The 23,550-nt window shown below is 66.5% G+C and carries 19 protein-coding genes and 1 tRNA gene; 14 read left to right on the top strand and 6 right to left on the bottom strand.

Annotated elements, in window-relative coordinates; all coding sequences use genetic code 11:
• The first annotated feature begins 156 nt into the window (after positions 1 to 156).
• The 6 genes from AUL34_RS07325 (at position 157) to AUL34_RS07300 (ending at position 6,237) form a co-directional block, all read left to right on the top strand.
• Complete coding sequence (locus AUL34_RS07325; RefSeq protein WP_156420825.1) at positions 157 to 1,851, top strand: bifunctional diguanylate cyclase/phosphodiesterase; 1,695 nt, start codon at positions 157 to 159, stop codon at positions 1,849 to 1,851.
• Between the two features lie 271 nt (positions 1,852 to 2,122).
• Complete coding sequence (gene rpsF, locus AUL34_RS07320; RefSeq protein ID WP_061932729.1) at positions 2,123 to 2,560, top strand: 30S ribosomal protein S6; 438 nt, start codon at positions 2,123 to 2,125, stop codon at positions 2,558 to 2,560.
• A complete protein-coding gene (rpsR, locus tag AUL34_RS07315; protein ID WP_055884193.1) occupies positions 2,561 to 2,809 on the top strand; it encodes a 30S ribosomal protein S18 in 249 nt (82 codons plus the stop codon).
• 169 nt (positions 2,810 to 2,978) lie between these two features.
• Positions 2,979 to 3,902, top strand: a complete 924-nt coding sequence (locus AUL34_RS07310) for a DUF2232 domain-containing protein (RefSeq protein ID WP_061932728.1) — start codon at positions 2,979 to 2,981, stop codon at positions 3,900 to 3,902.
• Positions 3,903 to 3,929: 27 nt separating this feature from the next.
• A complete protein-coding gene (gene rplI, locus AUL34_RS07305; protein WP_061932726.1) occupies positions 3,930 to 4,514 on the top strand; it encodes a 50S ribosomal protein L9 in 585 nt (194 codons plus the stop codon).
• Positions 4,515 to 4,752: 238 nt separating this feature from the next.
• Positions 4,753 to 6,237 carry a replicative DNA helicase gene (locus AUL34_RS07300; RefSeq protein WP_061932724.1) on the top strand — a complete coding sequence of 495 codons (1,485 nt, stop codon included), beginning with the start codon at positions 4,753 to 4,755 and terminating at the stop codon, positions 6,235 to 6,237.
• A 42-nt stretch (positions 6,238 to 6,279) separates the two neighbouring features.
• Here AUL34_RS07300 and poxB read toward each other — a convergent pair whose 3' ends face one another.
• Positions 6,280 to 7,998 carry a ubiquinone-dependent pyruvate dehydrogenase gene (gene poxB / locus AUL34_RS07295; protein WP_061932722.1) on the bottom strand — a complete coding sequence of 573 codons (1,719 nt, stop codon included), beginning with the start codon at positions 7,996 to 7,998 and terminating at the stop codon, positions 6,280 to 6,282.
• Between the two features lie 189 nt (positions 7,999 to 8,187).
• Between poxB and radA the strand changes: the two genes are divergently transcribed.
• From radA to AUL34_RS07275, 4 genes are all read left to right on the top strand, one after another.
• Positions 8,188 to 9,576 carry a DNA repair protein RadA gene (gene radA, locus AUL34_RS07290; protein WP_061932720.1) on the top strand — a complete coding sequence of 463 codons (1,389 nt, stop codon included), beginning with the start codon at positions 8,188 to 8,190 and terminating at the stop codon, positions 9,574 to 9,576.
• Positions 9,577 to 9,656: 80 nt separating this feature from the next.
• Positions 9,657 to 10,289, top strand: a complete 633-nt coding sequence (locus tag AUL34_RS07285) for a CvpA family protein (protein ID WP_061932718.1) — start codon at positions 9,657 to 9,659, stop codon at positions 10,287 to 10,289.
• A gap of 154 nt (positions 10,290 to 10,443) precedes the next feature.
• Positions 10,444 to 11,919, top strand: a complete 1,476-nt coding sequence (gene purF / locus AUL34_RS07280) for an amidophosphoribosyltransferase (RefSeq protein ID WP_061932771.1) — start codon at positions 10,444 to 10,446, stop codon at positions 11,917 to 11,919.
• 43 nt (positions 11,920 to 11,962) lie between these two features.
• Complete coding sequence (locus tag AUL34_RS07275) at positions 11,963 to 12,703, top strand: SDR family NAD(P)-dependent oxidoreductase (protein WP_061932716.1); 741 nt, start codon at positions 11,963 to 11,965, stop codon at positions 12,701 to 12,703.
• Between the two features lie 5 nt (positions 12,704 to 12,708).
• On the opposite strand, the gene AUL34_RS07270 is transcribed toward AUL34_RS07275, so the two are convergent.
• The 5 genes from AUL34_RS07270 to AUL34_RS07250 form a co-directional block, all read right to left on the bottom strand.
• Complete coding sequence (locus AUL34_RS07270; protein ID WP_061932714.1) at positions 12,709 to 13,263, bottom strand: pyridoxamine 5'-phosphate oxidase family protein; 555 nt, start codon at positions 13,261 to 13,263, stop codon at positions 12,709 to 12,711.
• A gap of 11 nt (positions 13,264 to 13,274) precedes the next feature.
• A complete protein-coding gene (pssA, locus tag AUL34_RS07265; protein ID WP_061932712.1) occupies positions 13,275 to 14,054 on the bottom strand; it encodes a CDP-diacylglycerol--serine O-phosphatidyltransferase in 780 nt (259 codons plus the stop codon).
• A gap of 4 nt (positions 14,055 to 14,058) precedes the next feature.
• Positions 14,059 to 14,757: a phosphatidylserine decarboxylase gene (locus AUL34_RS07260; protein WP_061932710.1), complete on the bottom strand. Its 699-nt coding sequence runs from the start codon at positions 14,755 to 14,757 to the stop codon at positions 14,059 to 14,061.
• Positions 14,758 to 14,846: 89 nt separating this feature from the next.
• Positions 14,847 to 16,697 carry an ABC transporter ATP-binding protein/permease gene (locus AUL34_RS07255; protein WP_061932708.1) on the bottom strand — a complete coding sequence of 617 codons (1,851 nt, stop codon included), beginning with the start codon at positions 16,695 to 16,697 and terminating at the stop codon, positions 14,847 to 14,849.
• A gap of 179 nt (positions 16,698 to 16,876) precedes the next feature.
• Positions 16,877 to 17,968 carry a LysM peptidoglycan-binding domain-containing protein gene (locus AUL34_RS07250; protein ID WP_244492478.1) on the bottom strand — a complete coding sequence of 364 codons (1,092 nt, stop codon included), beginning with the start codon at positions 17,966 to 17,968 and terminating at the stop codon, positions 16,877 to 16,879.
• Positions 17,969 to 18,527: 559 nt separating this feature from the next.
• Between AUL34_RS07250 and AUL34_RS07245 the strand changes: the two genes are divergently transcribed.
• The 4 genes from AUL34_RS07245 to AUL34_RS07230 all read left to right on the top strand — a co-directional run bounded on the left by AUL34_RS07245 (position 18,528) and on the right by AUL34_RS07230 (position 23,518).
• Positions 18,528 to 18,617: transfer RNA gene (locus tag AUL34_RS07245), tRNA-Ser, on the top strand.
• A 322-nt stretch (positions 18,618 to 18,939) separates the two neighbouring features.
• On the top strand, positions 18,940 to 21,315 hold the full coding sequence (locus AUL34_RS07240) for an EAL domain-containing protein (protein ID WP_061932700.1): 2,376 nt from the start codon (positions 18,940 to 18,942) through the stop codon (positions 21,313 to 21,315).
• A gap of 178 nt (positions 21,316 to 21,493) precedes the next feature.
• Positions 21,494 to 21,694, top strand: a complete 201-nt coding sequence (locus AUL34_RS07235; RefSeq protein ID WP_061932699.1) for a helix-hairpin-helix domain-containing protein — start codon at positions 21,494 to 21,496, stop codon at positions 21,692 to 21,694.
• Between the two features lie 558 nt (positions 21,695 to 22,252).
• A complete protein-coding gene (locus tag AUL34_RS07230) occupies positions 22,253 to 23,518 on the top strand; it encodes an extracellular solute-binding protein (RefSeq protein ID WP_192845711.1) in 1,266 nt (421 codons plus the stop codon).
• The last annotated feature ends 32 nt before the right edge of the window (positions 23,519 to 23,550 follow it).

The following is a 23,550-nucleotide window of genomic DNA, read 5'->3' as shown; positions in this document are numbered from 1 at the left end:
ATCGAACGCACGTCACCGCGTTAAGGTCTCGGAAACCCTGCCGCCTTTACGTTGCGTCAGTCCCGGGCACGAACCCGTCCGCGAATGCGTTCCGGCGCCGTGCGGCACGACGCAAGGCTGCAAAGGCCGGGAATACGGAAGCAGGGAGCGAATCGAGTGACGCATCGCACGGATCATGCCGGGCGTGGTGGTCGCGGTCTCATGTCGACCAAGACCACTCACCACGAGTTCGACATCCTCGGAACGGTTCCGGTCGGCGTACTGGTGCTGCAGGCCGACGCCTCGCTGCTCTATGCCAACGACGCCGCGCATGCGCTGTTCGGCGCAACGGGCGAGACGACGAACCTCGCCGAGACCCTCTGTCCGATCGACGGGGGCGAATTGGAAGAGCACCTGAACGTGGGCCACCAGTTCGAGGCGATCGTCGCGGGACCGGAATGTCACCGCCAGGTGATGGTGAACGTCGCGACGCTCCAAGCGGGCGACGAAACCGACTTCGTCCTGAGCCTGACCGATATCACGGCCCTCAAGCGCGAAACCGAACGCGCCGAGTTCCTCGCCCATCACGACCCGCTGACGCGTCTTGGCAACCGGACGCTGCTCCAATCGATATGGGATCTCCTTGAGGAGCAGCTTCGGGCGGGGACCGGAGAAGTCCACGCGATGGCGCTCGATCTCGATCGCTTCAAGGAGGTCAACGACATCCACGGCCATGCGATGGGAGACATGGTGCTTCGCCAGGCCGCCAACCGTATCCGCCTCGCCGTCGGCGACGCCGGGCACGTGTTCCGGTTCGGCGGGGACGAGTTCTTCGTGCTCGTGGACGGAGTGCCGCGCGAAGAAGTGCTCGCCATCGGCCGCCGGATCGTCGAGGAGATGCGTCGCCCGATGACGGTGCTGGGGCACGAGATCGCGATCGGCTGTTCCGTCGGCGTCGCGTCCGGTCCACTCGACGGCTCCAATCGCGACGCCCTGCATCGGGCCGCGGACCTCGCGCTCTACGATGTGAAGCGTGCCGGCCGGGGCAATATCGCCTGCTTCGATCCGAAGCAGGAGCAGGCCCTTCTCAACCGGCGCCTGATGCAGGCCGATCTCGTTCTCGCCATCGCCGACGACCGGCTGGAGCTCGAGTTCCATCCGCAGTTCGACAATCAGTCCGGCACGATCGACGGCGCGGAAGCCTCCATCCGCTGGACCAACGATCGCAGCGGGCGTCAGGTCACGCAGCAGGAACTCCTGGCACTGGCGGAGGAGACCGGCCTCGGCCAGCTTCTCGATCTCTGGACGATCAAGGCAGCTATCTCGCAGTTCGCCGCGCGGCGAGCGGGCGGGTGGGACTGCCCGCACATCGCCGTCACGATCGGCGTCGGCACCTTGCTTCGGCCGGACACGGCGGACGCCGTGACACGGACACTGACGGAGCATGGGCTATCGCCGGGGCGGCTCGAGGTCCAGATCGCGGAAATTTCGGTCCTTTCGCCAAACGACGAACTGGTCGCCGCCATCCAGCGCCTCAGCGAAACCGGCGTGCGGATCGTGATCGACGGCTTCTGCTCGCAGCGACCCGATCTCGGCTATCTTCGCTCGCTGGGAATCGGCCGGCTCAAGTTCGACCGCAAGATCGCCGAGCGCATGCTGGGCAATGCCGACGCGGAGGCACTGGTCGGCGCGGTGTGGATGCTGTGCCAGAAGCTCGGCATCGAGATGTCTGCCGACGGCGTCGAGACGGCCGAACAATGGGAGCGACTGCGCGGGCTCGGCCGGATGCGGGCGCAGGGGGCGTTCTTCCGCGACTCCGGACCGCCCCCCCTGGGATCGCGGCGCCCGGTCGGCGACGAAGCGTCGGCGTGATGCGCTCGAGGCGCGCCTTGCTTCCGCGCGTGGTTTCGGTTATGGCCTCACCCGTCATTGCCCGAGCGTCAGCCGGGGGCTGAACGGAAGGCGGTCCATTCGTGGGCCGATGGACTGGGTTTCGCCCATCCGACTTCCCGTGTTCCCGCTCTCGACCGTCTCTATCGACGCGCCTTTCCGCCACCGGCTCCCTAGCGGAGCCAACAGGAGAGTCGCAGAGGCTTAGCCGCTGTCGCCGGGCAAATGCGCAACCGATGGAAAGGCAAACGCCATGGCTCTTTACGAGCACGTTTTCCTTGCCCGACAGGACATCAGCGGCCAGCAGGTCGAAGCACTCGTGGAACAGTACCGCGGCGTGCTCGAGGCCAATGGCGGCAAGGTCGGCAAGGTCGAGAATTGGGGTCTGAAGACCCTCACCTACCGGATCAAGAAGAACCGGAAGGCGTACTACACGCTGATGAACATCGATGCGCCGTCCGCGGCCGTCGACGAGATGGAGCGCCAGATGCGCTTCAACGAGGACATCCTGCGTTACATCACGATCCGCGTCGAAGAGCACGACGAGGGCCAGTCCGCGATGATGCAGAAGCGCGACGACCGTCCGCGCCGTGGCGACCGTGACGGTGGCGATCGCCCCCGCCGCGAGGACCGCCCGCGCCGCGACGACGACGATCGTCCCCGCCGTCCGCGCACCGAGGAGGCCGCGTAAATGGTCGACATCGCCCAGCTCCCCACGCGCCGTCCGTTCCATCGCCGTCGCAAGTCCGACCCGTTCGCGTCGGGCGACTCGCCGAAGATCGACTACAAGGACGTCCGTCTCCTGCAGCGCTACATTTCCGAGCGCGGCAAGATCGTTCCGTCCCGCATCACGGCGGTCTCCCAGAAGAACCAGCGCGCTCTCGCCCAGGCGATCAAGCGTGCCCGCTTCCTGGGCCTCCTGCCCTACGTCCTGAAGTAAGGATCGCCAGGCGCCGCGTTTCGGCGTCGGCCCCGGATCATGACGGCGGGCTCCGGCCCGCCGCCTTGCCTTTCCGCCGCGTTCGGCACCGGCGAAGAGGACCGCAACGACAGCCGAGTTGGGGCCATGCGTCCCCTAACTGCCGCCGGCAGGACAGCGAAACCACGAGATGCCCCTCACCGCCCTCCCCATCGGACTGGTCGCCGGCATGGCCGCGGCCCTCCTCTTCGCCGGACTGATCACCCAGTCGCCCGGCGCGGTGGTGTTGGCGCTTGCCGCTCCCGTTCCCATCATGATCGCCAGCCTCGGCTGGGGAAGCCGCGCCGGCTTCATCGCCGCGGGCACCTCGGCTGTCGCCATCGCCGCCTTCATGGGCTCGCTCCTGTCGGGCGTGACCATGCTGCTCGGCTCGGCGCTGCCGGCTGCCGTCATCGGCCATATGGCGGGATTGGCGCGTCCCCGCGACGACGGGACCACTCTCGACTGGTACCCGCTGTCGCGCCTCCTGTTCGCGCTCCTCGTGATTGCGGCCGTCACCTGCGTCGTTCTCGGCGTGCTCCTCGGATACGACCCGGCCGGCCTCGAGGCCGCCGTGACGCATGCCCTCTCGTCGCAGCCGGACAGCCCGATTTCGGATCCGCAGCAGGTGCAGAGCTTCGTGCGCCTCGTTGTGGCGGCGATCCCCTTCGTCCAGCCGATGCTGACCGTCCTGACGCTGGTCGCCTGTCTCTACGTGTCGGGTGCGATCACGCGCCTCAGCGGACGCCTGCCGCGCCCGAAGGACGACATCCCGGCGACGACGACGCTGCCGAAAGCTGCGTTGCCCCTGTTCGCGCTCGGGCTGGCCGCATCGTTCCTGCCGGGAATGGCGGGAACGCTCGGCGCGGTGCTGGCCGGCGCCTTCGGCACCGGCTTCACGCTCGTCGGGCTGGCCACGATGCATCGGCGCACGCGCCAGCGTCCCGCACGCGGGCTGATCCTCTTTTCGGCCTACGGCGCGATCTTTCTTCTGACCTTCCCGCTTCTCGCCTTCCTGGTTCTCGGCGTGTTCGACACGGCCGGGAAACGGGGAGCGGACATGCCCAAGACCTGAAACCTCGAACCCCAAGGAATAGAACCCATGGAAGTCATTCTTCTCGAGCGCATCGCCCGCCTCGGCGCCCTTGGCGACACCGTCCGCGTGCGCGACGGCTTTGCCCGCAACTACCTGCTGCCGACCGGCCGCGCGCTCCGCGCCAACGAAGCGAACCGCGCCAAGTTCGAGTCCCAGAAGGCTTCGCTCGTCGCCCGCAACGACGAGCGTCGCACCGAAGCCCAGGGCGTGGCCGACCAGCTCAACGGTCTGCGCCTCGTGATCGTCCGTTCGGCCGGCGAGACCGGACAGCTCTACGGTTCGGTTTCGGCGCGCGACATCGCCGATATCCTGAAGGAGCAGGGCTACAACGTGAACCGCAACTCGGTGGAGCTGAACTTCCCGATCAAGGCGATCGGCATCCACACGGTGAAGCTCGCCCTGCACGCCGAAGTGCAGGTCTCGATCGAGGTGAACGTCGCCCGTTCGCAGGAAGAGGCCGAGCGTCAGGCCAAGGGTGAGAAGCTCAACTCCGCCGACGCCATCTACGGCGCGAACGAGGATGCCGTGGTGCCGGGCGGCGGCGAGTTCTTCGACGAGGAGGGTGCCGAGGACGAGGACGACCGCGGCTGATCCAGCCGGTGCGGCGCCTGCGTTACGCGCCGCGACCCATTGAGCCTACGAGAGCTTCCGGTTTCGGCCGGGAGCTCTTTTTCGTTTCCGGCGCGCCAGCGCTCCACAGGTTATCCACGCGTTACCCACCGCCGACGCACAGCCTTCGGTGTTTTTCTCGTGCCCCCTCTCGAAGCGTTGGCCCGGCGACCCGATCTCGGGTATGAGGAATGTTTACCCAATACCCGTGAGGTCAGCGATGGCGGAAGCCGCACGCAAGTTCGAGGAGGAAGCGCCTCTCTATCGTGAGGCGCCGGCCAATATCGAGGCCGAGCAGGCACTTCTCGGCGCGATCCTCGTTAACAACGACGCCTACTACATCGTCCACGACTATCTGAAACCGGAGCACTTCTTCGAGCCGATCCACCGTGAGATCTTCTCGAAGGGATCGACCATGATCCGCATGGGCAAGATCGCGACGCCCGTGACGCTGAAGACGTTCCTGCCGGCCAACGACCGCGTCGGCGACATGACGATCGCGCAGTACCTTGCGCGCCTCGCCGCCGAGGCGACGACGATCATCAACACCAACGACTATGGTCGCGCGGTCTACGACATGGCGCTTCGGCGCTCGCTGATCCGCATAGGCGAGGACATGGTCAACTCCGCCTTCGACGCGCCGGTGGATGCCGAGCCGAAGGAACAGATCGAGGAAGCGGAAAAGGCCCTATTCTCGCTGGCCGAGACCGGGCGCTACGACGGCGGTTTCCAGTCGTTCGAGGACGCGATGGCGCAGGCCATCGAGATGGCCGGCGCGGCCAAGGACCGCGACGGCGGACTGTCCGGCGTCTCGACGGGCATCCGCGAGCTCGACCGACGCCTCGGCGGTCTCCAGCATTCCGACCTCATCATCCTGGCCGGACGACCGGCCATGGGCAAGACCTCGCTCGCGACCAACATCGCCTTCAACATCGCGGCGGCCTACGAGCCCGCCGAACAGGCGGATGGCTCGTTCAAGGCGGCCAACGGCGGGGTGGTCGGCTTCTTCTCGCTGGAAATGTCGGCCGAGCAGCTGGCGACGCGCATCATCTCCGAGCAATCGGAGGTTTCGTCGTCCAAGATCCGGCGCGGCTCGATCACGGACGCGGAATATTCCAAGCTCGTCGCCTGCACGGAGATGATGCAGAAGGCGCCGCTCTACATCGACCAGACCGGCGGTATCTCGATCGCCCAGCTCGCCGCGCGCGCGCGGCGGCTGAAGCGCCAGCGTGGCCTCGACGTGATGGTGATCGACTACGTCCAGCTCATGCAGGGCTCGGCCAAGACGTCGGGCAACCGCGTGCAGGAGATCACCGAGATCACCACGGGCCTCAAGGCTCTGGCGAAGGAGCTCCAGGTGCCGATCATCGCCCTGTCGCAGCTGTCGCGCCAGGTCGAGAACCGCGACGACAAGCGGCCGCAGCTCTCGGATCTTCGCGAATCCGGCTCGATCGAGCAGGACGCCGACGTCGTCATGTTCGTGTATCGCGAGGAGTATTACCTGCAGGGCAAGGAGCCGAAGCCCGGCACCGACGAACACATGAAGTGGCAGCATGACATGAACGAGGCGCGGGGCAAGGCGGAAGTGATCATCGCCAAGCAGCGCCACGGGCCGACGGGCGCCGCACAGCTCGCGTTCCAGGCCGAGTTCACGCGGTTCACCGATCTCGCCGAGGAAAGCCACCTCCCCGAACGCTACGAGTAGATGACAGGCCGCTCCCCGGTCTCGGCGAGCGGCCTCCCGCCTTCAGCGGAACAGGTTCGTCGTGGCGAGTTCCACGAGCTCGTCGCCGCGACCCGTCATGATCGCCCGCAGGGTATAGAGGCTGAACCCCTTGGCTTGTTCCGCCTGGATCCTGGGGGGCAGCGACAGCTCCTGCCGAGCCGACACCACGTCCACCAGCGCGGGGCCGTCGTGCGCGAACGCCTCGCGCAGCGCCGGCTCCAGCGCATGGGAATCGGTCACGCGGATGCCGCGCAGGCCGATCGTCTCGGCCATGGCGGCGAAGTCGGGGTTCTGCAGGTCGACATAGGTCGGCAGGTAGCCTGCCGCCTTCTGCTCCATTTCGACGAAGCCGAGCGACCCGTTGTTGAGAACGACGATCTTCACCGGCAGTTTTGCCTGGACCGCGGTCAGCAGCTCGCCCATCAGCATCGCCAGCCCGCCGTCTCCCGACAGGGACACGACCTGCCGCCCCGGGAAGGCCGCCTGCGCTCCGAGGGCCTGCGGCAGCGCCCCGGCCATGGACCCGTGGTTGAACGAGCCGATCAGTCGGCGCTTGCCGTTCATCCGGAGATAGCGTGCCGCCCACACCGATGGCGTCCCGACGTCGACGGTGAAGATCGCGTCCTCGCTCGCCAGTTCGCTCACGACCTTGGAGACGTATTGTGGGTGCAGCGGCTTGCCCGGCTCGCGCGGCGTCGCGAGATCGTCCAGGCCGGCACGCGCCTTCCGGTAGTGCGCAAGAGCGGCCTCGAGGAAACGGCGATCGCGCCCGCTCACGATCTTCGGCGCCAGCGCCGCAGCGAACTCGCCGGCGCCCGCCTCCACCGCGAGGTCGAGGGTTGTGCGGCGGCCGAGCGCCGAGGGATCGACGTCCACCTGGATGACCTTCGCATCCGCCGGAAAGAAGTTGCGATACGGAAAATCGGTGCCGAGCATCAGCAGCACGTCGCAATCCATCATCGCGTGATAGCCGGACGAGAAGCCGATCAGGCCTGTCATCCCGACATCGAACGGATTGCCCCACTCCAGATGCTCCTTGCCACGGTAGGCATGGACGATCGGCGCCGCCAGCTTGTCGGCGAGCGCCACGACCGCATCGTGAGCGCCCGCCGCACCAGCCCCGGCGAGAATGGTGACGCGCTCCGACAGGTTGAGGATCCCTGCGGCTTGGCCGAGCGCGTTGTCGTCGGGCACGTTTCGCGGCGGGATCGGCGCAGCGAACCCCGGCACGGCGCCTTCGATCTCCAGTGTCGAGACGTCGCCAGGCAGCACGACCACCGCCACGCCCTTGCGCGCGATCGCGGTTCGCATGGCGCGGTGCAGCACCTCCGGCATCTGCTTCGGGTTGGTCACGAGCTCGCAGAAGTGGCTGCACTCGCGGAACAGTTCGGTCGGGTGGGTTTCCTGGAAATAGCCGAGCCCGATCTCGCTACTCGGGATCTGCGCCGCGATCGCCAGCACGGGCACGTGGTTGCGCTGGCAGTCGTAGAGCCCGTTGATCAGGTGCAGGTTTCCCGGACCGCAACTGCCGGCGCAGACCGCCAGCTTTCCGGTCGCCGCGGCTTCGGCGCCCGCCGCAAAGGCCGCCGCCTCCTCATGTCGCACATGGAGGAAGGCGATACGCCCGTCCCGGGCTTGCGCTGCGTTCACCGCATTGAGGCTGTCGCCGGTCAGGCCCCAGATGCGCTCGACGCCCGCTTCCGCGAGCGTCTGGATCAGGAGTTCGGAAATCGTTGTCATGTGTGTGCTCCAGCGCGCGCTGCATCGTCCTCCCGATGACGGCACAACGGTCGCGCGAACGAGGCGTTCCTGCCGCACCACGCGTTGCAGGGATGCACCGAGAGCATAGGGCGGCGCAGGCAGCCTCCCGCCTTGTTTCCCTTTTGTTCCCATGCCATCTAGAGCACGACTCCCGACGTCGCGGTGCGCATGGCCAAGAACAAGATTTCCTTCATCTGTCAGAACTGCGGTTCGGTGTTCAATCGCTGGCAGGGCAAGTGCGAATCCTGCGGCGAGTGGAACACGATCGTCGAGGAGAACGACACCAACGGCATCGGTGGCGGCCCGCTGCGGTCGAAGCGCAAGGGGCGCCCGGCCGCCCTCCTGCCGCTGTCCGGCGAGACCGAGGAAGCGCCGCGCATCATCTCGGGGATCGCGGAACTCGATCGCGTCACCGGCGGCGGCTTCGTGCGCGGCTCGGCGCTTCTGGTCGGCGGCGACCCCGGCATCGGCAAGTCGACGCTCCTGATGCAGGCGGCCGCCGCCCTCGCGCGCGGCGGGCACAAGGTGATCTACGTGTCGGGCGAGGAAGCCGTGGCGCAGGTGCGCCTGCGGGCGCAGCGCCTCAAGGCGGCCGATACGAACGTCCTGCTCATGGCCGAGACGAACATCGAGGACATCCTCGCGACGCTCGCCGAGGACAAGCGTCCGGACCTCGTGATCATCGACTCCATCCAGACGGTCTGGACCGACATGGCCGAATCCGCGCCGGGAACGGTGACGCAGGTGCGTGCGGGCTCCCAGGCCCTGATCCGCTACGCCAAGTCGAGCGGTGCGGCGGTGATCCTCGTGGGCCACGTGACCAAGGAAGGCCAGATCGCAGGGCCCCGCGTCGTCGAGCACATGGTGGACGCCGTTCTCTATTTCGAAGGCGAAGGCGGGCACCACTACCGCATCCTGCGCACCGTCAAGAACCGGTTCGGACCGACGGACGAGATCGGCGTCTTCGAGATGAGCGACATCGGCCTGCGCGAAGTGCAGAACCCGTCCGAGCTGTTCCTCGGCGAGCGCAACGCGCAAGCCCCCGGCGCCGCCGTCTTCGCGGGAATGGAGGGCACCCGCCCGGTGCTGGTGGAGATCCAGGCGCTTGTCGCTCCGTCGACGCTCGGCACGCCCCGGCGATCCGTGCTGGGCTGGGACCAGCCGCGCCTCGCCATGGTGCTGGCGGTGCTGGAGGCGCATTGCGGCGTCCGGCTGGGTCAACACGACGTGTATCTCAACGTCGCGGGCGGCTATCGCATCCAGGAGCCTGCGGCGGACCTCGCGGTGGCAGCCGCCCTCGTCTCGTCCCTCTCCGGCCAGCCGTTGCCGACCGACTGCGTCTATTTCGGCGAGATCAGCCTCTCCGGCTCCGTGCGCCCCGTCGCGCATGCCGGGCAGAGGCTGAAGGAAGCGGAAAAGCTCGGCTTCCGGCAGTCCGTCCTTCCCGCCGCAAGCGCCGATCTGCCCCGCAACCGGGACGTCGCGGCGCATGAGGTCGAGAGCCTTCCGCACCTTGTCGCCAGGGTCGCGGGGCGCCAGGTTCAATCGGAGGCTTGATTTTCCGCCCTCTTCGCAGTGTAAGACACAGGTAACGGGCGACGGTCGTGCCGCCCGATGGATGCCAGACCGGAAATCGAATGACCGTCACCCTGCTGGACGCGATCCTGATCGCCATCATGCTCGTTTCGGGGCTTCTGGCGATGGTGCGCGGCTTCTCGCGCGAGATCCTGTCGGTGCTGAGCTGGGTCGCGGCGGCGGCGGCGGCCTACATGTTCTACGAACAGCTGACGCCGTTCATGTCGAACTACATCCACAACGAGAAGGTGGCCCTCGTCGCTTCGGCGGCGACGATCTTCTTCGGCACGCTGATCGTCGTCTCCTTCATCACGCTCAAGATCGCCGACTTCATCATCGATTCCCGCATCGGCGCGATCGATCGGACGCTGGGTTTCCTGTTCGGTGCCGCGCGCGGCCTGCTTCTCGTCGTGGTGGCGATGGTGTTCTTCAACTGGTTGACGCCGCCGCAATCGGGAAACCAGCCGCCCTGGGTGGCGCAGGCCCGTTCCAAGCCGCTTCTCGACGAGCTCGGCAACCGACTCGTCAGCGCCCTGCCCGACGATCCGCAGGAAACGATCCGCGAGCGCTTCGGCACGCCGGCGCCGAACGCCGATGGTGCGCCGGCCGGCGAAAACCCTGCCGCGGAACAGCCGGGCTCGATCGAGGACGCGATCCGCGACAACGAGGAACCGGCCGACGCTCCGGCCAACTGATCACCGGCGGGTCGCCCCGCCGGCTGTAGGATGGAAGCAGGGTCGGCGCGATCTGTTCGTGCCGATCGCATTTTAGTTCGCGAAACCCCATTTCCGCTCCCATATGCCGGGCGGAACCGGGCAGCGGGCCGCGACCGGCCAGAACGGGTGTGAGATGACCAAGCTCTCCTTCGACGAACTCGACGGCGACACCTTGCACGAGGAGTGCGGCGTGTTCGGCATCCTGGGACACCCGGACGCCGCGACACTGACCGCGCTCGGGCTTCACGCCCTCCAGCATCGCGGCCAGGAGGCGGCGGGCATCGTCACCTTCGACGGCCAGCAGTTCCATACCGAAAAGCGCATGGGTCTCGTCGGCGATCACTACACCGACCCGGCGACGCTCGCGAAGCTGCCGGGTTTCGTCGCGATCGGCCACACGCGCTACTCCACCACCGGCGAGGTGGCTCTGCGCAACGTGCAGCCGCTGTTCGCGGAGCTCGAGGTCGGCGGGATCGCCGTCGCGCACAACGGCAACTTCACCAACGGCCTGACGCTGCGCCGCCAGCTCATCGCCGACGGCGCCATCTGCCAGTCGACCTCCGACACCGAGGTCGTGCTCCACCTCATCGCCCGCTCCAAGCACGCCTCCTCGTCCGACCGCTTCATCGATGCGATCCGCCGGGTCGAGGGCGGCTACTCCATGCTGGCGCTGACCCGCACCAAGCTGATCGCGGCGCGCGATCCCATCGGCATCCGTCCTCTCGTCATGGGCGAACTCGACGGCAAGCCGATCTTTTGTTCCGAGACCTGCGCGCTCGATATCATCGGCGCGAAGTATGTGCGCGATGTCGAGAACGGCGAGGTCATCATCTGCGAGGTCCAGCCGGACGGCTCGATCACGATCGACGCGCGCAAGGCCCCCTCGCCTCCGCAAGAACGCCTCTGCCTCTTCGAGTACGTCTACTTCGCGCGGCCGGACTCGGTGGTCGGCGGGCGCAGCGTCTATGTGGCGCGCAAGAACATGGGCCAGAATCTCGCGAAGGAAGCGCCGGTCGAGGCCGACGTCGTCGTGCCGGTGCCGGACGGCGGCACTCCGGCCGCGCTCGGCTTCGCACAGGCGAGCGGCATTCCGTTCGAATACGGCATCATCCGCAACCACTACGTCGGACGCACCTTCATCGAGCCGACGCAGCAGATTCGCGCCTTCGGCGTGAAGCTGAAGCATTCCGCGAACCGCGCCATGATCGAGGGCAAGCGCGTCGTGCTCGTCGACGATTCGATCGTGCGTGGGACGACTTCGGTCAAGATCGTCCAGATGATCCGCGACGCGGGCGCCCGCGAAGTCCACATCCGTGTCGCCAGCCCGATGATCCATTTTCCGGATTTCTACGGCATCGATACGCCGGACGCCGAGAAACTCCTCGCCAACCAGCACGATTCGCTGGATGCCATGTGCCGCTTCATCGGCGCGGACTCTCTTGCCTTCCTGTCGCTCGACGGCCTGTATCGCGCCGTCGGCGGGGAGTCGCGCGACGACGCTCGGCCGCAGTTCACCGATCACTACTTCACGGGCGACTACCCGACCCGCCTCCAGGACAAGGAAGCGGCGAGCAACGTCCATCGTCTCGCGGTGATGGCGAGCGGCTGAGCCGCCTGCCCGTCTCGATCTCAAGCGTTCAGGAGTTCCGTCCATGCCCGGCCAGCTCGAGGGGCGCATCGCGCTCGTAACCGGCGCCTCGCGCGGCATCGGCTATCATCTGGCCAAGCAGCTTGCGGCCGAGGGCGCGCATGTCGTCGCGGTCGCCCGCACCGTGGGTGGGCTCGAGGAGCTCGATGACGAGATCCAGAAGGCCGGCGGCTCGACGACGCTCGTGCCGCTGGACCTCACGGACGGGCCCGGCGTCGACCGCATGGGCGCTGCGATCCACGAGCGCTGGGGCAAGCTCGACGTCCTCGTCGTCAATGCGGGCGCGCTCGGCACGCTCAGCCCGATCGGTCATATCGAGGCGAAGACCTTCGACCGCACGATGGCGATCAACGTCACGTCCGCGTGGCGCCTGATCCGCGCTGTGGATCCGCTGCTGCGCGTGTCGGACGCCGGCCGCGCCATCCTCCTGTCGTCCGGCGCGGCGCATTCCTGCAAGGCCTACTGGGGCCTCTATGCCGCCACCAAAGCCGCGCTCGAAGCGCTCGGCCGCTCATGGGCGGCGGAAACGCAGAACCTTGCCCTTCGGGTGAACTCGGTCAATCCGGGCGGCACCCGCACCGCCATGCGCGCCCTCGCCATGCCCGGCGAGGATCCGAACACGCTGCCGACGCCGTCCGATGTCGCCTCGCGCATCGTCCCGTTGGCCTACCCGTCCTGCATGGAGACCGGCCGCCTCTTCGACGTCCGGCAGAACCGGTTCATGACCTACCATATGCCCGACTGAGGGCGTCAGGCGTCGCCAAGCCCTGTGGGCAGGCCGTCGATGCTCGTCATGTTCTTCTCGCGCCGATAGGCGTCGAGGCCTTCCTCGCCCTTCGCCTCGGCCCAGCGATCGAGAACGGGTCGCTCGCCCACGTGCTCGAAAAGCGGCACGGCGTAACCGCAGGAGGTTTGGACGAGATCGAGATCGATCGTCACGACCTGCCGTGCACCCACCGGCTCCCCTTGCGGGTATCGCTCGCTCAGAATGGTCCGGTAGTCGGCCGAGCCGCGAAAGGAGATGCGCGGACGGCCATAGAGCCGCAGGATCTGCGGCGCACCGTCGAATGTGCAGAACATCAGCGTTGCCCGCCCGCCCGCCTTCGCATGGGCCGCCGTTTCGCTGCCGCTGCCGGTGAGATCGAGATAGGCGACGGTGAGATCGCCGAGCACGTGGAAATGGGTGGTCGAGCGCGGCGAGATATTGACGCGACTGTCGCCCGCCGCTGAGCCGACGAAGAAGATCGCCTGACGCGCCATCATCTGCCGGTGTACCGGTTCGATCCGTTCGAACTGCTTGGCCATCGCTTGGTCTTTCAGGGCACCGGGCGCCGCGCCTGCTTTCGGTAGGAGCGGATCGAGAACGGGATCGTCGCGTAGTAGACGACCGCCGAGACCGTCAGCGTCTCCCAGAAGAAGCTCAACAGCAGGCCGATATAGAGGACGACGAAGAGAACCGCCGGCGCCACGTACTCGCGCCGTAGCGGTATGCCGATCGTCTTGCCGGAATAGGTCGGGATGTGGCTGGCCATGAGGACGCCGACGATCACGAGGTAGATGGCCGCCGCCGCCGGGGCGATGTCGGGAAAGGCCAGGTTGCTGGTGAAGCCGAGATAGACCGGAAACAGGGCCAGCCCCGCTCCGGCGGGCGACGGAATGCCGGTGAAGTAAGCGCTCTTCCAGGCCGGCTTGTTGGGCTCGTCCAGCATCGTGTTGAAGCGAGCGAGGCGCAGCGCACAGCCGGCGATGTAGAGAAGCGCGCAGATCCACCCGAACGAGCCGACGTCGTGCAGCGTGTAGGCGTAGAGAAGCAGAGCGGGCGCGACGCCGAAGTTCACGATGTCGGCAAGCGAGTCCATCTCGGCCCCGAACCGGCTCTGTCCGTTGACGAGGCGCGCGAGGCGACCGTCGATGCCGTCGAGGAAGGCCGCGCCAAGGACGAGACCCACGGCGAGTTCAAAGCGCCCTTCGAAGGCGAAACGGATGCCCGTGACGCCCGCGCAGATCGACAGAATCGTGATGATGTTCGGCAGGATCTGCCGGATGGGGATGCGCGACGGAGGGGCGGCCGGCGGGGTGTCGACGGGATCGCTCATGCGCTCAGTCCCGACGCCAGGTCCAGGCGCCGTGCCCTGCCCCGAATTCCGCGATCACCGTCTCGCCCGCGACAGCCTTCTGCCCCTCGGCCACGCGGGCCATCGCTCCGTCCGGCAGGTAGATGTCGAGACGCGAGCCGAAGCGGATCAGGCCGAAGCGCTCGCCGGTCTCCAGATGCTCGCCGGCGCGCGAAAAGACGATGATACGCCGGGCGACGGCGCCCGCGATCTGCACCACGCCGACCTCGCCATGCGAGTTGGAAATCACCATCCCGGAGCGCTCGTTCACCTCGCTCGCCTTGTCGAGCTCGGCGTTCTTGAAGAGGCCTTCCCGGTAGATGATCCGGTCGATCCGCCCGCGCACCGGCGCCCGATTCACGTGGCAATCGAAGACGTTCATGAAGATCGACACGCGCAGCAGCGGCTCGTCGCCGAGGCCGAGGTCGGCCGGCGGCCGCACGAGGCCCACGAGCGAGACCTTGCCGTCGGCCGGACTGACCACGAGATCCTCGCCGACCGGCGTGGTGCGGGCGGGATCGCGGAAGAAGTAGGTGCACCAGACGGTGAGGATCAATCCGATCCAGAGCAGCGGCTCCCACAGGAGCCCGAGCAGCACGGAAGCGACGAAGAAACCCGCGATGAAGGGATAGCCCGCCCGATGGATCGGAACGAAGACGTTTCGGATCGAGGCGATCATGTCCATCGAGGCGGGAATCCTTCAGGTTTGCCGAAAACTGGCTGGCTCCGACACATAGGGGCAAACCGCCCGGCGCTCAACGCCGCGGCAGAGTGTCACTCGACGCCGGCCGGGCGCCTTCGCTCGATGACGCCGAGCGCATCCGCTTCGCGCGCGCGGCGAAGCGCCTCTTCCGCCTCGTTCGCCTCGCGCTGCATCGTCCACATCTCGGCGTAGAGGCCTCCGGCGGCCAGAAGGACGCGATGGGACCCCCGTTCCACGATCTTTCCCGAACGCAGGACGATGATCTCGTCGGCATCGACGATGGTGGACAGCCGGTGCGCGATCGTCAGCGTCGTGCGCTGGCGGGAGACGAGCTGGAGCGCGCTCTGGATCTCCTGTTCGGTATGGGTGTCGAGCGCCGACGTCGCCTCGTCGAGAACCAGGATCGGCGGGGCCTTCAGGATCGTGCGAGCGATCGCGACGCGCTGCTTCTCGCCGCCGGAGAGCTTCAGACCGCGCTCGCCGACCATCGTGTCGTAGCCCTCGGGAAGGCTCTCGATGAAATGGGCGACCTGTGCCAGCGCCGCCGCCCGTTGCACTTCGTCTTCCGCCGCTTCCGTTCGGCCGTAGCGGATGTTGTAGGCGATCGTATCGTTGAAGAGCACCGTGTCCTGCGGCACGATGCCGATCGCCGCGCGCACGCTCGCCTGTCGCACCGACGCGATGTCCTGCCCGTCGATCGTGATGCGACCGGACTGGACGTCGTAGAAGCGGAAGAGAAGCCGCGAGATCGTCGACTTGCCCGCACCGGACGGCCCGACGATCGCGACCGACTTGCCGGCCGGAACCTCGAAGCTGACACCCTTGAGAATCGGACGCTCCGGGTCGTAGCTGAAGTGCACGTCCTCGAAGCGGATCGCGCCGGACCCGACCACCAGGTCGGCCGCGCCTTCCCGGTCCTTCACCTCCTCGCGGATGCGCAGGAGGCGGAACATCTCCTCCATGTCCGTCAGTCCCTGCCGGATTTCGCGATACACGAAGCCGATGAAGTTAAGCGGCACCGAAAGCTGCATCAGCATGGCGTTGATGAAGACGAAGTCACCCAGCGTCTGCGTGCCGGCGCGCACCTCCAGCGCCGACATGACCATGGTGACGCCCATTCCCGCCGAGAAGATCACGCCCTGGCCGAAATTGAGCCAGCCGAGCGACGTCCACGTCTGCGTCGCCGCCTTCTCGTAGCGCGCCATCGACCGATCGAAGCGCTCGGCCTCCATGGTCTCGTTGCCGAAGTACTTCACGGTTTCGAAGTTCAGGAGCGAGTCGATCGCCTTGGTGTTCGCTTCCGTGTCGGAATCGTTCATCTCCCGGCGGATCGCGATGCGCCAATCACTGGCCTTGATCGTGAACCAGCCATAGGCGAACACCGTGACGGCCACGACCACGAGGTAGCGCCAGCCGTAGGCGAACCCGAAGATCGCCGCGGTTAGCGCGAATTCCAGGATCGTCGGGACCGTATTGAGGATCGTGAAGCGCACGATCGTCTCGATGCCCTTCGTGCCGCGTTCGATGATGCGGCTGAGCCCACCGGTGCGTCGCTCCAGATGGAAGCGCAGCGACAACTGGTGCATGTGAACGAAGGTCTTGAAGGCCAGGACGCGAACCGCATGCTGACCGACGCTCGCGAAGAGGGAGTCGCGCAACTGGTTCAGCGCCACCGAAACGACACGCGCGACGTTGTAGGCGACGACCAGCGTCACCGCCCCGGTCAGCACCAGCGGCAACCACTGCTGCGCCGTATGGGCGCCGTCCAGCGCATCGGTGGCCCACTTGAAGAAGTAGGGAATGCCGACGGTCAGGAGCTTGGCGAGCACGAGGTAGAAGCTCGCCCAGACGACCCGCGCCCGCAGATCGGGCCGGCCCTCCGGCCACATATAGGGCCAGAGGCTCTTCAGGGTTCGCCACATGACGCGGCTTTCGCCGGCCGCGGAAGGTTGGGATGTATCGGACAAGGCAGGGGCGTTCCGTCGCGGGAAGCGGGCGCGACGATGGCCGCGCGCCCTTTTGGAACGCTTCTAGCTTTCCGCGTCGCGGAGGGCCACCCCAGGCGGCTCGCGGAAACGGTCCTGCCGAAGGGTCCCCTTGCTCATCCGCGCGGTTGCGCGTCGGGCTCGTCGCCGTCCGGCATCCGGAAGACCTGCCCGGGATAGATCCGGTTGGGATCGCGGATCTGGTCGCCGTTGGCGAGGTAGATCACCGTGTAGCGGCTGCCTCGGCCGTAGGTCGTTCGCGAGATGCGCCACAGCGTGTCGCCGCGCCGGATGATGACCCGCGACGCGGACGCCTGCAACGCAGGCTGCCGAACGATCTCCGGTTCTCCGAGGCCGGCCGCGGCGCCCGAGGCATCCGTTGCCACGTTGCCGACGGCTCCCGAAGCGGAGGCCGGTCCGCCCTCCCCAGGCGACTGCTCGGGCGCCGACGGAACCGTTGCAACTGTCGCGCCGGGCGCTTTGGACGAACTCGCGTCCGGAGCCGAAGGCGGCAGTGCGGCGACAGCCGCCATGGTGCTTCCTTCCGGACGCCGGAACGGGACCTCCACACGCTCGATGACCTGCCCGCGTTCATCGACGACATCGGCACGGACCGTGTGGTCGCCGACGGCCACATCCGTTCGTGCGCTGGCAATGAACCGGTCGCCCGCCCCGCTTTCGGTTTCCGCGATCGACTGGTCGTCCAGATAGACACGGACCGTCGACTTATCCTTCGCCGCGCCGGCAACGAACAGACGATTGCCTTCGATCTCGACGGCCTCGACAGACAGGCTCCCTGCACGCGGTTGCGCCGCCGGGCTTGCTTCGGTGGCCGGGACGGTCGGCGATGCACTTGCGAGTTCGGCATTCCGGTCCGCCTGCTGCGGCTCGGCCGGAGCGGCCTCCGGTCGGTGCGGCGCCTGCGCGACCGGTGTCTCTTCGGGCCGCTGCAGAATCTCGCTCGCCTCGCCCGGACGCTGCATCATCACCAGCAACTCCTCCGGCTTGTCCTTCGCCGGTACGTTCACCACCGCCGCATCGCTCGAAACGACATCGCCGCCCTGGGCCAGCTGAAGCCGGTGGCTGCCGGTTGGCAGCGACAGCGTCATGACGAAATCGCCGTTGGCGTTGGTGCGCGCCTCTCCGAATGTCTGCGTTCCGTTCGTGAGGGCAATGGTTTCGTTGGCCGCCCCCTTGCCCGCGACCACCGTCGATCCGTCCGGATCCACCCGCACGATGTCGAACGCGGGAGCGGCAGTCGTCTTCGGGCCGTCGGGGCTTGCAGTGGTCTCTTGGATCGGGGGCTGGGTCGACGTTCCCGGCGGAACGACCGATGCTGCCGGCGACGATGACGACCCGACGGAAGCAGAGTTCGAAACCGATCCTTGTCGAACGGACGGCGCGCCACCCTCGCCGACCTCGCCCGATACCGTCGGGCCGCCCGGCGACGTTGCCGGTGGCGCAATCTGATCGACCCCGAAGAGCCCGCGATACCATCCGAGGGCAAAGGCCGCGATCACCGCCGCTGCCAGGATCGGCCCCTTCCGTCTGATCATCGCGCAATGGCTCCCTTGATGCTGCAGGCTCGAACAAGAAGAAGCCTATCGTGCAAGTCGCCCTGCCACAATGCGATTATCCTTGCAACTTGAATGGGATGCGCATCCTGCAAGACCATGGCAAGCAGCACACAGGTGTCCTGGCGACCCCAGCCCCCGCAGTGTTTGCCCCTTGAACATTGTCCGGGCTTCGGATACTCGAAACCGCGTCGGAGAGGTGGCCGAGTGGTCGAAGGCGCTCCCCTGCTAAGGGAGTATACCGGGAACGGTATCGTGGGTTCGAATCCCATCCTCTCCGCCATCGGCATACGTCAAGACGGTGCCGGCACGATCCGCGATACCTTGTGAATGCGAGCTGGTGTTCGAACATACTGAATCAGGTGTTCGTCCCTGCCGCTTCAGCGGACGACGCGTGACGTGCAGGCTCGATACGAACGCGATCCGGCCGTTTCCGCAGCCGACCTCGACACTGACGAGTGCCCGTTATCGACAGCTGCAAATCGTCGGCGTGCCATTAGCTCCGTCATAACGTATCGCGCGATAACTTCTGTCATCGGGCAGCTCGATTCGCGATCGGTGGTTTGCCTTCGATCTTCGCTGCGGACAGGACTTGTGACGCCGACATGATGACGGTGATTGGGTGCATTGTCGACGAGCACAACCTCTGGCTGGTGCTCATGGCCGCCATCATCTGTGGCGCAGGGTCCTGGGCCATGGTCCGACTGTTTCTTCGGGCGGCGGCGGCAGATTCCCTGGAGAAAGGCGCCTGGGTCGTCCTGTCGGCTTTCGTGACCGGCGCGTCCATCTGGTGCACCCATTTCGTTGCGATGCTCGGCTACGAGCCGAAACTCCCCATCGGCTTCGACCCGGTTCTTACGATCATCTCCCTGCTCGTCGCCATGACCGGCTCCGGAATCGGCTTCCTGATCGCGACCGCGAAAATCCCCAGCGCCGCGGCGATCGGCGGCGCCGTTGTCGGCTTGTCGATCGTGGTCATGCACTACACCGGAATGGTCGCCTACCGCGTGCAGGGCATCGTGAGCTGGGATCAGTCCTACCTCGTCGCGTCGATCCTCATCTCCTGCACGCTCGCGGCTTCCGCCCTGCACGTCGCTCTGCGGATCGGCCGCGAGTGGATGCGTCCGCACCTAGCGACGGTTCTGTTCTTCCTGTCCATCATCGGGCTCCACTTCACCGGCATGACCGCGTTCCGCGTCTCCCCGATGGAGATCGACGGATCCTTTTCGGATCCGGAAGCCCTGAACGCCCTCGCCTTCGCGGTCGCCTGCGTCGGGCTGTTCATCGTGGGATCCGGTTTCGCCAGCAGCTTCATCGACACGAAGGCGCGTGCCACCGCGTCCGATGCCCTCGCCAACATGTCCAACGGGCTCACGATGCTGTCGCCCAACGGCCTCGTCACGCTCGTCAACGAGCGCGTCCACGCGCTGTTTCGTCTGGAGAAGGACGAGGTCAGGATCGGCATGACGCTGGAGACCTACCTCACGGCGATCGGTCGGCGAGCCGGTTGGGACCAGGAGCGTATCGGCCGGGTCATCGCCAATCATCACAGCTGGATGCGGTCGAGCACCGCGACGCGCCTGGAGCACCAGCTCGACGACGGCACGGTGCTCAGCATCGCTTGCCAGCCCGTAGCCAGGGGCGGTGCGATCCTGACCTACGAAGACGTTACGGAAACCCGGAACGGTCAGAAGACGATCGCCCACATGGCGTTCCACGATGCTTTGACGGGCCTCAAGAACCGCCGGATGTTCGCCCAGTCCATGGACGAGCTTCTAGCGCGTGGCCGCGTGACGATGCTGATGATCGACCTCGATCGGTTCAAGGGCGTCAACGACCGTCTGGGCCATGCGGTCGGCGACGAGCTTCTGCGCCAGGTCGCCGCGCGCATCGGCCTGCTTCTTCGCTCCGGCGAACAGGCATTCCGGCTCGGCGGGGATGAACTCGCGGTGCTCCTCTCGGCGCCACAGGAACGGGCCGCCGCGCTGGCGAACGACATCACGACATCGGTCGGGATCCCATTCGAGATCCACTCGCACGTGGTCGCGATCGGCTGCAGCATCGGCATCGCGACCAGCCTGGCCGGGGACACGTCCACTCTGCAGCAGAAGGCGGATCTGGCGCTCTACGCCGCCAAGAACGGCGGGCGAAACCGGTTCGAGACCTACCGGGACGGCATGCTGGAGGAGGAAGCCAAGAAACGCCTTCTGGAGCAGGACCTTTCGGCGGCGATGGCCGCCGACCAGCTCGAACTCTGGTATCAACCGCTCTACAGCCTGCCCGAGCGGACGCTGACCGGTTTCGAGGCCCTCATACGCTGGCGTCATCCCGAGCGTGGGCTAGTGTCGCCCGGCGAATTCATCCCCTTGGCCGAGAGCTGCGGCCTGATCTCGACGATCGGTGCCTGGGTGATCGATGCGGCCTGCCGACGCGCTGCACAGTGGCCCGACCACATCTACATGTCGATCAACGTGTCGGCCATCCAGTTGCGCTCGGCGGCCCTCGCCTCTCAGCTGGCCCAGGCCCTCGCCAAGTACCGCGTCTCCGCTTCTCGGATCGAGATCGAGATCACCGAAACCGCGATGGTCGAGAACAGCGGCCAGATCGCCCTCACCCTCGCCAGTCTGCGCGCGCTCGGCGTTCGCGTCGCGATGGACGATTTCGGAACGGGCTATTCGTCGCTCGCCCACCTGCGCGAGTTCAAGGTCGATCGCATCAAGATCGATCGAAGCTTCATCGCAGCGTCCGGCAGCGACCCCGGCGCTGCCGCGATCGTACGGGCGGTCATGTCGATGGCGCGCGAGCTGAGCATCGACACGACGGCGGAAGGCATCGAGCAGGAAAGCCAACTGCAGGACCTCCTGGCGCTCGGCTGCGGAACGGCACAAGGCTACCTCCTCGGCCGGCCCCTCGAGGTCGGTGCGGCGGACGCGATCGTGCGACGGCTGACCCCGACCACCGGGCACCTACGCGTGGTCTGATCCCGAGCCTTCCGGGCTGAACCCTGCGGGGTGCTCGTCCACCAAGAACGGCATCGGACCGGGCGCAGGCGACACGGCGCAGGATCGGAGCAGTTTGTCGCGGCGATGCATGGACCGTCCGGTCGTTCTCCTGCGTTAGCGAGCGACGACAGTCTCGAGTTACCACGAGGAGAGCCCGATGATCGACCTGAACACCGCCACGGCCGAGGAACTGAATAGCGTCGATGTCCTGCGGGGCCATGGTTTCGAGATCGTCCGCTACCGGGAAGAGCGCGGGCGCTTCTCCGACCTTCGTCAACTCGACGAGGTGCCCGGCCTCAGCGGGAAGACGGAGGGCGTATCGAATTCGGTGACCGTCGGCGGCGGCACCGAGAACTAGCGACTGGATGCTTCCCGTGACGTCACGGACCCTTCTCGCCGACCGCGGCGCATCCCTGTTCATCGCCAACGGCTATCGAAAGCGGTTCGCAAGTTGTGCCCAGTATGCAGGTCAGCCATGCGCTGAACGCACTACCGCAGTGCACATAGAACCGCTAAATACAGCCTACCAGTTTCGCATGAGCCCCTCCTCCCAATATGGCTCATGCGGATCGCCCGACGGCATCCTCCTCCCAGCCGAAGGGTAATCTCTGACGCCTGCCGGTCCTCCCCCGGCAGGCGTTTTTGTTTGGGAGCGTCGACACCCGTCCGTCGTGTCGGATCGCGGAAGCGCCGGATCCTTTGTGCCGGCCGCCGGAGGAGACGAGCGTGCGGCGATCGGCGCGCTCGCCTTCGCAGGAACGAGCGGTGCCGCAGGGGCTACTGGTGCCCCACTACGCCCGACATGCCAGTTCGCGACATAACGTCCCGACCGCCGGGGAAGGTCGTCTCGCAGGTTTTGCGAACCGGCGGGATACGGCATGGTCGCGTCAGTTTGGGATCGATGCGGACGGATTCGATGAAGAAAACCAAGGCTGCAGCGATCACGCTCCTTTCGGTGCTCGCGGCCGTTCCCGCGGCGACGGCGCAGACACCGGTCACTTTGACCTTCGCCGCGCACTATACCGACAGCGAGATGGCGCCGCTCACGGCGTGCTTCCGACGGTACGAAACCGAGCATCCCGGCGTCAAAATCGAATACCGCCAGACGCCGATCGCGGATTTCATGCAGAACGTCATGACGTCGCAGGTCGCCGGCGCGCACCCCGATATATACAACGTCTACTCGATCTGGGGAAAACGCCTCGTCGACAACGCGATCCTGGCCGAACCGCCTCAGGACATCGCGGACTTCATCGGCGAGAATTTCGAAGCCAGCACGGTCCAATCTGCGTTGATCGATGATCGGCTCTGGGGCATCCCGGCGGAAGTCGCCCTCTACATGCTCATCTACAACAAGAAGCTGTTCGCAGAGGCCGGCATCGCCGAGCCGCCCAAGGACTGGGCGTCCTTGATGGACGCGGCCGCCAAGATCACCAAGCGCGACAGCCTCGGCCGTGTCGAGGTTGCGGGCTATGCCTTCGGACCGAGCGTGGCGAACGCCGCTCATCCCTTCCGCACGCTTCTGTTCTCGAAGGGCAGCAGCATCCTGACCGACGATCTCGAAGGCACGCACCTGACCGAACCGGCAGCCGTCGAGGTGCTGGAAGGTCAGGCGCGCCTGTTCCGCGAAGGGTTGACGAGCGCGTCCCACCAGATCCGCGATTTTCCCGCCGGGCGCATCGGCATGATCACGGGCGCCAACTGGATGAAGCAGTTGATGCGCGAAGGGCTCGGCGACAAGATGGACGAGACGGTCGGCGTCGCGCCGATCCCCGGCGGCCCGGACTGGAAGACGTACCAGTATTCCTTCTACCAAGGCGTGGACGCCAAGAGCCCGCATCAGCCGGAAGCCTGGGCCCTTCTGCGCTGGCTGCACAGTCCGCAGGGCGAGGGCAAGCGCTCCTGCGTCGGCGACATGCTGGTCTCGCTCGGCAGCCTCTCGGCCAACAAGGCGGACCTCGCCGCCTCTCAGGCCGAGTTCGGAGACGCGTTCACGGCTCCGTTCGTCGAAGCGCTGCGCTCGGGTCGTGCGCTCAGCGACCCCAACATCGCGCAGACCGCCGAAGTCGATCGCGTCCTGCGCACGCAGATCGAAGAGGCCTGGCTCGGCCGGATGACCCCGGCCGACGCGCTTGCCAAGGCCGATCAGGAGATCACCGACCTTCTGGCCCTGCCGCAGTGAGGCCGGCTGTTCGCCGGACCATCGCAGAGACG

Origin of the sequence: Aureimonas sp. AU22 (assembly GCF_001463745.1) — a bacterium.
Taxonomy (GTDB): Bacteria; Pseudomonadota; Alphaproteobacteria; order Rhizobiales; family Rhizobiaceae; genus Aureimonas.
This window is presented reverse-complemented; position numbering and strand designations above follow the sequence as displayed.